This is a genomic window from Bacteroides sp. An51A (assembly GCF_002161565.1).
Classification (GTDB): domain Bacteria; phylum Bacteroidota; class Bacteroidia; order Bacteroidales; family Bacteroidaceae; genus Phocaeicola; species Phocaeicola intestinalis.
The window spans coordinates 655,938-666,905 of record NZ_NFIC01000001.1; the positions used below are offsets into that span (position 1 = coordinate 655,938).

The 10,968-nt window shown below is 45.3% G+C and carries 7 protein-coding genes; 1 reads left to right on the forward strand and 6 read right to left on the reverse strand.

Annotation, left to right across the window (positions count from 1 at the left end):
* Positions 1-92 precede the first annotated feature (92 nt).
* Positions 93-851 (forward strand): glycerophosphodiester phosphodiesterase family protein, encoded by a 759-nt coding sequence (locus tag B5G04_RS02555; protein WP_087210787.1) that lies wholly within the window; start codon positions 93-95, stop codon positions 849-851.
* Between the two features lie 129 nt (positions 852-980).
* Here the strand turns inward: B5G04_RS02555 and cdaA are convergent, their stop codons facing one another.
* The 6 genes from cdaA to B5G04_RS02590 form a co-directional block, all read right to left on the reverse strand.
* Positions 981-1,760 (reverse strand): diadenylate cyclase CdaA, encoded by a 780-nt coding sequence (gene cdaA / locus B5G04_RS02560; protein WP_022040031.1) that lies wholly within the window; start codon positions 1,758-1,760, stop codon positions 981-983.
* Positions 1,761-1,772: 12 nt separating this feature from the next.
* Positions 1,773-2,639 (reverse strand): dihydropteroate synthase, encoded by an 867-nt coding sequence (gene folP, locus B5G04_RS02565; RefSeq protein WP_087250573.1) that lies wholly within the window; start codon positions 2,637-2,639, stop codon positions 1,773-1,775.
* 862 nt (positions 2,640-3,501) lie between these two features.
* A complete protein-coding gene (locus tag B5G04_RS02570; RefSeq protein ID WP_087395623.1) occupies positions 3,502-4,260 on the reverse strand; it encodes a hypothetical protein in 759 nt (252 codons plus the stop codon).
* 23 nt (positions 4,261-4,283) lie between these two features.
* Entirely contained in the window at positions 4,284-5,909 is a 1,626-nt protein-coding gene (locus tag B5G04_RS02575; protein ID WP_087395626.1) for a RagB/SusD family nutrient uptake outer membrane protein, read from the reverse strand.
* Between the two features lie 24 nt (positions 5,910-5,933).
* Entirely contained in the window at positions 5,934-8,939 is a 3,006-nt protein-coding gene (locus tag B5G04_RS02580; RefSeq protein WP_343211136.1) for a TonB-dependent receptor, read from the reverse strand.
* Between the two features lie 680 nt (positions 8,940-9,619).
* A complete protein-coding gene (locus B5G04_RS02590) occupies positions 9,620-10,777 on the reverse strand; it encodes a site-specific integrase (protein WP_022039855.1) in 1,158 nt (385 codons plus the stop codon).
* Positions 10,778-10,968: the final 191 nt, after the last annotated feature.

Sequence of the window (10,968 nt, forward strand, 5' to 3'; positions counted from 1 at the left end):
CAGGTGACTAGGCTTAAATAGTCGTGACAATGGTACCTAGTACCTAGTCACCTAACACCTAGTCACCTAACAATAAAAACCATAAAACAAACATGAAAACAAGAAAACTTTTCCTCGCTTGCGCCTGCGCACTTTTCGCATTGGCGGCACAAGCACAGACCCAAGTCATCGCACACCGCGGATTCTGGAAGGCAGAAGGCTCTGCACAAAACTCTATCACAGCACTGAAGAAAGCCGCTGAAGCCCAAGTATACGGTTCAGAATTCGACGTGCAACTGACCAAAGACGGCATCGTTGTTGTGAATCATGATGACACCATCGGAGGCTATACGATTGCCGAAACCGACTATGCCACACTGAAAGACCTGAAACTGAAGAACGGCGAAACTCTTCCCACGCTGGAAGACTACCTGAAAGCCGGCAAGCAATTGCCCGACATCCAACTCATCCTCGAAATAAAACCTCATAAGACAGAAGCACAAGAAAATCGGATTTCTGCCGATTGCGTCAAAATGGTGAAAGAAATGGGTATGGAAAAACAAGTGGAATACATTTCATTCAGCATGCATGTATGCGAACAGCTGGTCAAACTGACTCCGGGTTCGGAAATCGCCTACCTGAAAAGCGACATCGCCCCCAAAGACATCAAGGCGAAAGGCATGACCGGCATTGACTATTATTATAAGGTATTCGACAAGCACCCCGAATGGGTGAAGGAAGCGCACGACCTGGGCATGAAGGTCAACGCATGGACGGTGGACGAAACGGCCGATATGCAGAAACTTATCGACTTGAAAGTGGACTACCTCACCACCGACCAACCGCTGGAAGCGAAAGAACTCGTTAAATAAGATAATCCATTATCTTCTCCACAGCATCGTGTCAGACATGCATAAGTTGTGTATCTTCGCAACATGCATCTGACACTTTTTTTATGAATTCCGCATTCCGCCAATGCAGGAACGAGATTAGGTCGCCCGTCATTGCATTGTTGCCTCCGTAAGCATCCGTTCCAGTTCCTCTGCGCTGAGGCGCAAATGAAACTCCCCTTGATAAGCGATGGAAATTCCTCCCGTCTCTTCCGACACAATGATAGCCATGGCATCGGTTTCCTGCGAGATACCCAAAGCAGCACGGTGTCTTAACCCAAGTTCTTTCGGTATGTTCAGATTATGCGATACGGGCAGGATACAACCGGCAGCCTCAATACGTTTGTGGCTGATAATCATAGCTCCGTCGTGTAAAGGACTATTCTTGAAGAAAATATTTTCTATCAGCCGTTGATTGATACTGGCATCGATGATATCACCTGTTCGGGCGATATCGTCTAACGGAAAGTCACGTTCCATCACAATAAGGGCACCTACCTTTCCTTTGCTCATATTAAGACACGCCATGACAATGGGCATGATGTCTTCCTTTCCTCCATCGCTTTTCTGCTTGCCTTTGAAAAAACGGAGCAGACTATTCGTACTGTGACGAGAACCTAATGAAAGCAGGAAGTGACGAATTTCATCTTGAAACAGAACAATGATGGCAATCACTCCCACACTGACCAGTTTATCAAAGATAGAACCAAGCAGACGCATCTGTAACACTTGCGACACGATGACCCAAATCACGATAAACACCAGAATACCGGTAAACACATTGATAGAGCCTGACGACTTCATCAATTTGTAAGTCTTGTAAAGCAAAAAAGCTACAAGCAGGATGTCAATGACATCTTTAATGGTTAGGATGGTAAAACTGAAAGGCATGGCAATAACTGGTTAAGATGGAGTGATGAAAGTGGGGTGTTGCATGGCAGAAACAATTTTCACAACTTCAACGGCAGCTTTTACATCGTGAACACGGAGAATACAAGCTCCCTTCATCAAAGCAAGGGCATGAATGGCGGTAGTACCGTTTAACGCATCTTCCGGTCCTCCGCCCAACAGTTTATATATCATCGACTTGCGCGATACACCTACCAACAAAGGAAGTTCGAAAATGCTGAATTCTTCCAGCTGGTCCAGCAAAGCATAGTTATGCTCCAGCGTCTTTCCGAAACCGAAACCCGGGTCGAGGATAATATCTTTTGCTCCTAAGTCGCGCAAACGTTGCACTTTCTCAGAGAAATAACACATTACCTCTTTCACCACATTGCCGTAATGCGGGCAAGCCTGCATGGTCTGCGGAGTACCCTGCATATGCATAAGAATATAAGGGACTCCCAAGCGGGCAATCACCGGAAACATATTCGCATCCATCTCGCCTGCAGAAATATCATTGATAATAGCCGCACCATATTCTTCCACACACATCTTTGCCACATCGGCACGGAAAGTATCTACCGAAACAACCGCTTCGGGACATTCACGCCGGATAACGGCAAGCCCATAACGCAAACGGCGCATTTCTTCTTCGGCAGGAACGTCTCCGGCATTCGGACGTGAAGAATATGCACCGATATCAATCATGCTCCCTCCTTCTTCTACGATTTGACGCACACGCTCTGCTATCTCTGTTTCACTCTGCTTGCGGCTTCCGGCAAAGAAAGAATCGGGTGTTACGTTCAGAATACCCATTACTTGCGGATGCGACAAGTCCATCAGTTGTCCGTTTACATTTATTTGGGTCTTGATGTTTCTGTTCATTTCGGCTTGGTATAAAGACAGTGCAAATGTACACAATAATCCGGATTTGATAGCGATGGCTTCAGATTTTTTCTATGCTTTTTTAGAAAGGTCTTAATTATATAATGTACGCGCGTACATTATATAATATAAATCGGGTAGGAGGTAAATGCTAATCATAGAAAGGCATTTGCCTCCTACTTTCACATTTACCGACCTCCCACACCACCGTACAAGCGGTTCCGCATACGGCGGTTTCGCGCTTTCTCATCTCACGATGTGTGGCAAGTTGTTTTCAGCCATCCCTCGGACTAGCGTCACTCCTACTCTATTGTCGGATTCCGTCCTATCGTGGTGAGTAGGGAAGCTCCTTTCGGACATCTGACTACAAAAGAGTCTCAAGGGTAGCAGTCATTTACTATTGCACTGCGCGATTCGGTCCTTCCCCATAGACACACGTGTCTTAGGTACTATAACCTCTGCTGACTTCTCACGGCAAGCTTTACTCCGTCAGGGCACATCGAATGGGTACGTCTTCGCCATGCGTCCGTGAGACCTCCTCGGATAAGGGCATTGTCTTTCCATCTTATGCCTACTTCATTTACACCGACCGTTCCGAATAGCTATCGGGCTTTGGTTTGTGTAGAAACCTTACCCACGGTCAAATGCCTTGTATGAAGTTTCTGTTCGTTAGACCAGATGTTTGCCGCCGGCTTCCTTCAGATTCCACCTCGCGATGGACACCCTTGCCTTGGGCTATGTGATTCCCGCTATTAGGGCTCACTCGGGACTTACACCCGTTAGACAATGCTCATGCCGAGCGTACTACTACAACAAAGGCTGCACCGATGGCGCAGCCTTTGCCTATTTTATTATATGAATATTACTCACCAGGGAATATGAAAGTTTCATCAAAAGGTCCGAAACTTCCGGCACTGACAGTAAATTCCAATGTCAGAGTTACCACACCGTTTTCTAATGTTCCCTGACCTTCGACGTACAAAGTACCATAACCTCCGTAATCACTGGCAGCCGCTTGTCTGTCAACCACAACAGTACTGCCGTCTTCTTGCAATTTAAGGATGATGTCATATCCATTTTCATACGGAGCTACGACTTTATACCATTCAGCCCCTTCAGCCTTCTGAAAAGTTGCATTACCCGCACCTCCATAGAAACTGGATTCTATCATGCCAACTCCTATCGAATTATATTTATAATTACGTGCAATAGTAATCGTAGTAGAAGAAGGAGCATAAATATATGTATCACCTTCAGCTATACTAAGAGTCAACGATGCACTTTCACCAACCGGAATATCAAAGGCAACATCAATTGTCTTGCTCGTTTCTCCCTCTTGAAAATCAACGGTAGACGGAAAAGTAAAAATGTCGTTATCTCCAGTCAATTGCACTGATTCCGCACCCGTACTATTTCTGCCGATAGTAACCTGTACTACCTGGGCATCATCTGGAATCAAATCAAAACTTGTCTGCGCGTCTTGGTAGAAATAAGCCTGCACGCCCTCCGTCTGTACGGGCGACGGGTCTCTGTCTACCTCATCCGTACATGCGTTGAAGCTCAACGCTAATGCCATGCAAACGATGGCTTGGCTGTATGTAAATAATTTCTTAATCATCATTTTATACTTGTTTTATACATTAATTATTGACCTGTCCATGGAGAATAAACGCCACTCGGGTCAGGGTTTTCATAACCTATCAACGCCGCGTTATTGTTTTCTTCTGTTTGTACGATACAGATGTTCATCCATGCCGGACGACCGTTGGTGTTAAACCGACGCTCATCACTGAAGTTCGTACCACTATAGCCACGGGTTACCGACATATCCAGACGTTTTACATCGAAGAATGTCAAGCCTTCGCCCCACAATTCGATGCGTTTCTGCAATACTACTTCATTCACAACCGCATCGGCAGAAGAAGCCGTGCAACGGTAATTGGCATCGCGATAGGTCTGCATGAACGAGTTCAGCAAGTCTCTACCTTGCGTTGCGTTCTGATGTGCGGCAGCTTCCGCTTCTATCAGATACATTTCTTCTACACGCATCAACGGATATGCCGAAGCCGCACCGGTAGTGGAAACATCGCCATTGCCTTGTGCAGGACGGAATTTCAATGAAGCATAATCGGGCAGGCTGGCTCCGCTTGTGCCGCAATAAGTGTTCTGACCTTCCAACGCGCTTCCGGCAGGAGCTTTCCATGCCAGCTTACGGAAATCGGTATCGGCTATTTTGTTATACAATGCCACGTTAATCATATTATACGGGCCTGCCGCAGCGTAACCGAATACAGCTTCATTGGACGACCATGAAGTCCAGTTCAGGATACCGGTCTTTACGACATCGTCTTCCGACTGCATCTGCGAGCCCCACAACCAAGAAGAAACGCTGATGTCATTGAATCCGTTGGTGGTGCTCAGCCATTGGTCTTCAGTCATCGGAACAGCTCCACTCGTGTCGATAGCCTTGCGCGCATATTCTTGCGCTTTCGGATAATCCGCCACCCACATATACAGGCGGGCTTTCAAGCCGTATACCACGCTGAGGTCGGGCAAAGTCTTGGCACTGCGATCCAAGTTGACGATGTATTCTTCAGCCTTATCCAAGTCGGAAAGAATGAAGTCGAACATTTCCTGACGGGGCACACGGGGATTGTTGCGCGCGGCTTCCTCCGTTACGTCTTCTTTTACGATAGGCACAGTCAGGTTCAGCACATTGTTTCCGCTGGGATTTACCGCATCGGTGCCATCGTTTTCCAAGAACTCGAACATCTGGGCCATATCCAAATAGGCATGGGCACGGAAAGTATAACCCACACCCAAGTAACCTAACTGGGTAGCATCGGCTGTTTCCGGATCCAACGCCTTGATGATGTTATTGGAAGTCTGGACATATTTCCAGAAATAGTTCCAAATAAACTGCGTAGACATATAACGGGGACCGATGTGCTGGTTTCCTTCCCATGCCGAATAATGGTCGTATCCGCTACTAACAACCGGCATGTCTTCGGTCATCACATCACGGATGTGCATGATAGACCCATATCCCCAGTCATAACCGGGAGCACTCGGGTCTTGTCCTAATACATCATATTTGTTCAAGAAAGCGGGCATTGCCCACAATAAGGCTTCGGTAGCTTTCGAAGAGGAAGTCAATTGCTCATCTGTCGCCACATCGGTAGGAAAAGTTTCATCGATACATCCGGTCATCGATACGGACACAGATGCCAAGCAGCCGATTCCTATTATGAATTTAGATATATTTCTCATTTTTCTTTTAATCGTTACAAGTTATTAGAATGTCAATGTAATACCGCCCGAAATCGTACGGATTGGAGCGTAATAAGATGAAGTTATTTCACCGGAGATGCTTTGACGCGGGTCCATACCTTGGCGTTTCGACCACAACCAAACGTTGTCGGCACTGAGGTAAACACGTACCTTTTCGATGCTTGCCTTGCGTGTCAGGTTCTTCGGAAGCGTATAGCCGAAGTTGATGTTCTGCAAGCTCAGGTAAGAAGCACTGGTCAGGAAACGGTCGGATGTACTTGCCGTATACAAGTCACCGTATTGGAATCTCGGTATCGTGCTACTCGGATTTTCCGGAGTCCAAGCGTCCAGCAAGTCTGCATGAAACGCGCTTCCTCGTCCGTTAGCTGTAGGAGAAGTCATCATGTTAGCGTAATCGCCATCGTATACCTGACCACCAATCTGGTAAGAAAAAGCCACACTCAAATCAAATCCTTTATAAGCCAATGAGGTACCGAAACCACCGTACACATCCGGAAGAGCTGTACCGCACAAGTGCATGGTCGCATCCGAATACTTTGTTGTAGTGGTCTGAGTCACCGTACCGTCTTTAGCGGTCACATCCTGATAATACAGCGCGTCACCGTTTTCGTTTACACCCGCATACTTAGGCATATAGAACGTATACAAAGGAATGCCCTCGCCATACATATAGTTGCCGCTTGAGAATCCGCCTACGCCGTCTACCACCATGGTCTTACGTTCGTCGGGCAAAGAAGTCACCTTATTCTTATAATGGGTCAGGTTCAGGTTCAAATCCCACTGGAAATCTTTCGTCTGGATAACCGTACCGTTCAGTTCGACTTCCACGCCCAGGTTGCGCATATCGCCTACATTGGCATAATACGAAGAGTAACCGAACGAAGGAGGAAGCGGGAATGAGAACAGCATATCCGTCGTCTTGCGCATGAAGAATTCCGCCGTACCGGTCAAACGTCCTTTGAAGAACTCGAAATCGAATCCCATATTGAAGTTACTGTTCGTTTCCCAAGTAATGTCCTTGTTTCCGTAAGTTTCGGGAACGGCAGCCGGATAACCCGATGAGTTGACAATCGTATATGTATTCGTATAACGGTAATCACCGATATTGTCGTTACCCTGCGAACCGTATGAAATCTTGAACTTCAACATATCCACCCAGTCGGCATGGAAGAAGTCTTCTTTCGAAATCATCCATGCTGCACCAGCCGACCAGAAGTTACCCCAACGGTTATCGGGATGGAAACGCGAAGATGCATCGCGGCGGTAAGAACCCGACAAGAAATATTTTTCGTTGAAATCGTATTGAATACGGCCAAAGTAACCTTCGGTATTATAATCGGTCGTATAAGAAGTTGCACTTTTATCGGTTACGGCACCAATCAGCTCGGAGTTGGTCGGGTCGAACATATTCGATTTCGAACCCATCAAATAGTAATATTTATGACGGTAAGATTCATGTCCCAACATCACGGCGATATTGTGATGGCCGAACATCCGCTGCCAGTTCAAAATCTGCTGGTGGTTGTACGACATGTCACGCAGGTGATATTTATAAGAAATACCGTTTTCGGTAGCATACTGGCCATAATACGGGTTGGTAACAATTGTCTGACGGGTTTCGTCCACATTGACACCCCCATTGAAAGTAAACTTGAAATCTCTCAAGAAACGCACTTCAAAGAATCCGTTGGCACTCATGGCATTACCTTCACGCTGATAAGTATTCAGCAACAAATCGGAAGCAGCATTCGAATTACCCAATATCGGACGTATGGCACCTGCATTCTGGCCGTCACCATAGTCATAACGCATGATGCCGTTAGCATCGGTCATGATATTTCCGTTACCGTCACGCATATACATCGGATAAATCGGGGCAACCCGTGTAGCAATGGCAAAAATATTTCCGGATGAAGCTGAATTTCCATCTTCATCTGAAGACAATGAATTTGCGTTAAAATGCGTATAAGCCATATTGGCACCTACTCTCAACCACGGTTTCACTTGGAATTCCGCTCTCAAACGTCCGGTCAGACGCTCGTAATCCGAATTGTCCACAATACCATCGTTGCTCAGGTAATTGACAGATGCATAAAATGAAGACTTGTCTGTACCTCCCGATATGCCGACATTATATTCCTGCCGCAAGCTATGCTTGTAGATTTCATCCAACCAGTTATCCGGACGTAACAAGAATGATTGTCCGTTATAGTTAACTACACGACCCAACGTAGCGTTCGGATTCAATTTTCCGTTCGCTCCAATCACATACTGGCCTTCTGGAACCGTATATACGTTATATCCCAAGCCATAGTCACCGTTACCGAACATATTCTGGTTTGCCAACTGAATGGCTTGTGCTTGCGAATAGCCCAAGCCTCCCATTTCCGTCGGATTGGCAAAATAATTCTTCAGCGCGCCGAAGTACATTTCATAATATTGTGCAGGGTCTTTGATATAATTATAGTCTTGAGTAGCACGTGAGTTCGAACCCCATTTAGCGTCTACGGTCACCTGAGCCGTACCCGCTTGTCCTTTCTTTGTAGTAATCATAATGACACCGTTGGCACCACGCGCACCATACAAAGCGTTCGAAGCTGCATCCTTCAATACAGTCATCGACTCGATATCCTGCGTACTGATGTTGTTCAAATCACCGTCATAAGGCATACCGTCCAAGATAATCAACGGGTCGTTTTCTGCGAAAATAGAACTGATACCACGGATTTTGATTTTCAGATCATCGCTACCCGGTTGTCCAGTAGGAGAAGAGATCTGCACACCCGACACCTTTCCGGTCAAAGCGGAAACAGCATTCGAAGTCTGGATTTTGCCTATCTCGTCAGCCTTCATCACCGATGCCGATCCTGTAAATGCCGACTTCTTCGCAGTACCATAAGCCACCACCAAAACCTCATCCAACACTTCTGCATCCGACTTCAGCACTACTTTCATAACCGGCTTAATATCAAGTTCTTGCGTCTGCAAGCCGATGAAAGAAACCACCAAAGTTCCCGCCGAACTAAAGATGACTATTAACGTATTGAGTATGAGGAAACTATAAGGACTTCTTTTAAAATGGTTTCTTTCAAAAAATGGTGTCGTGGTACGTATTAATGCGTTTCAACCGGAAGCTTTCTACCTGCTTTTTACTGAATAGCCATACCTTTTGATATAGAAGGAACGCTTAATACTCCAACTCGAATTGCCACAAAGGAACGACATGCATGTAGCCGATTTCTAGATGCATATTGTGCTACGGGCCTCTTGCAGGAAAAGATTATGTTTATCCATAAAGCATTCCTTTTCGGTAAAGATATGAATGTATGCAATAAATAAGCATGGATTAGGCGTATTTGCACTTTCGAAAGTGCAATTTAACGTACAAACTGCACTTTCCGATGAGCAAAATCATCCCCAGGCAAGTCTTCACGCATGGTTCGTCCTGCAGGCAGGGAGACACAGAGTTTTACGTTTCTACAACTTTTGCAATCCGATTCTGCTCCGTGATAAGAATGACGTTTTGTCCATGCACTAGGCTTTTTCAAAACATGCATAAAGTCAGGTAAGCTTATGCAATGCAGTTTTACCGTAGTTTCAATGCACTGAAACTCTAGTTTCAGTGCATTGAAACTGCTGAAACAGTTAACTGCCTTGGCAAATCATTGCAGCTTTGTAGAAAAGCGACATTAGAACTTACATTTCTTCAGGTCATTTACTAACGTTTGCGAAAACACTTCACCGTAAATTTGCGTGGTTTTGATGCTGCGGTGCCCTAATAGTTTTTGCACCGTAGTCAGTTTTGCTCCATTATATATTAATAAGGTAGCATTGGTGTGCCGCGCCGAGTGGAAAGAGAAATGCTTGTCAATACCAGCCAGCTTGCCCAGCCTGACCAATTCCTTGTTAATGTCAGGGTTCGGGCGAAGACGGAAAAAGCACTCTTTGTCGGGGTATCGCTTTAATATCTTCAGAGCTTTCCCCTGAAACAAAAGATAAAGGGGGACTTGAGTTTCCGTTCCTGTCTTTTGCGACTTGAACGTCAGCCAGGCATGTTGCTTGTCTGGATAAACGATATTTTCCTCACGCAATTCTATAAAATCAGAATAACGGATGCCGGTGTAGCAACAAAACAGAAACGCATCCAGTGTGTGGCGCAATGCTTTTCCTGTCTGTCCGAGCGGCAGTTCTTCCAGTTTTCTCAGTTCTTCTGGAAGCAGGAATACATGTTTACTTTCAGTGGTCTTTATCCGGTATTTAATGAAAGGTGAAGCCGATGATAACATTACGCCTTGTCTGATGGCTTCATTGCAAAGCGTGCGTAAATGACGCATGTGTTTGGCAATTGTGTTTATCTTCAGTTTTTTCTTTTCCAGAAAATGTTCGAACTGGAGCAGCAGCGAATAATCCATCTCCGCAAAACATAGTGCCGGGCGGAATTCATGTAAAAGAGCAAATGTAGTGCTCAAGTTGTTTTTTGTACTTTCTTTGCTTTTTGAGTGTTCTACCCATTTTCTACCGAATGCAAAAACATCTGTTCTTTCTTCTGCCTCATTGTCTGTTTTCAGCATTGACAAGGATATTTCTTTTCCTCGCTTCCACCCTTCCAATTCCGCATACTGGAGCTTTAGGAGAAACTCGTCAAGCATCCGGTTCAGCGCCTCTTCCTGCGGATGAAGTACAATCCTTGCTTTTTTGGCATCCCATTCTTCGGGACGTACATAAATGTGAGTGGAAAAATAGGCTTTCTGCTTTGTTAAATAAGCTTCCACTTGTATCAATGCCTTTCCGCTTGCATTGAGACGTTTTTTACGATTATAAACCAATCGGTAACTAATTTTTTTCATTTCACTACACTTTTTATCAGGAGTCTTAAAAACTATCACAAAGATGTCCTATACAAGGTTCTGAGCTTGTTTTTGGCTATTTTTTAAGCAAAGACAACACCGGAAATCCTGCATATTTGTTTGCTTTTTATACAGAATTTCAATCTTGAAGTGTTAAAAAGCGACGTATCTTTTGTATTTTGTTTCCAAAA

Excerpts from the sequence above, each read along its gene's own strand:
- B5G04_RS02555 (WP_087210787.1), top strand. The coding sequence starts at position 93 with ATGAAAACAAGAAAACTTTTCCTCGCTTGCGCCTGCGCACTTTTCGCA.
- cdaA (WP_022040031.1), bottom strand. The coding sequence starts at position 1,760 with ATGCCTTTCAGTTTTACCATCCTAACCATTAAAGATGTCATTGACATC.
- folP (WP_087250573.1), bottom strand. The coding sequence starts at position 2,639 with ATGAACAGAAACATCAAGACCCAAATAAATGTAAACGGACAACTGATG.
- B5G04_RS02570 (WP_087395623.1), bottom strand. The coding sequence starts at position 4,260 with ATGATGATTAAGAAATTATTTACATACAGCCAAGCCATCGTTTGCATG.
- B5G04_RS02575 (WP_087395626.1), bottom strand. The coding sequence starts at position 5,909 with ATGAGAAATATATCTAAATTCATAATAGGAATCGGCTGCTTGGCATCT.
- B5G04_RS02590 (WP_022039855.1), bottom strand. The coding sequence starts at position 10,777 with ATGAAAAAAATTAGTTACCGATTGGTTTATAATCGTAAAAAACGTCTC.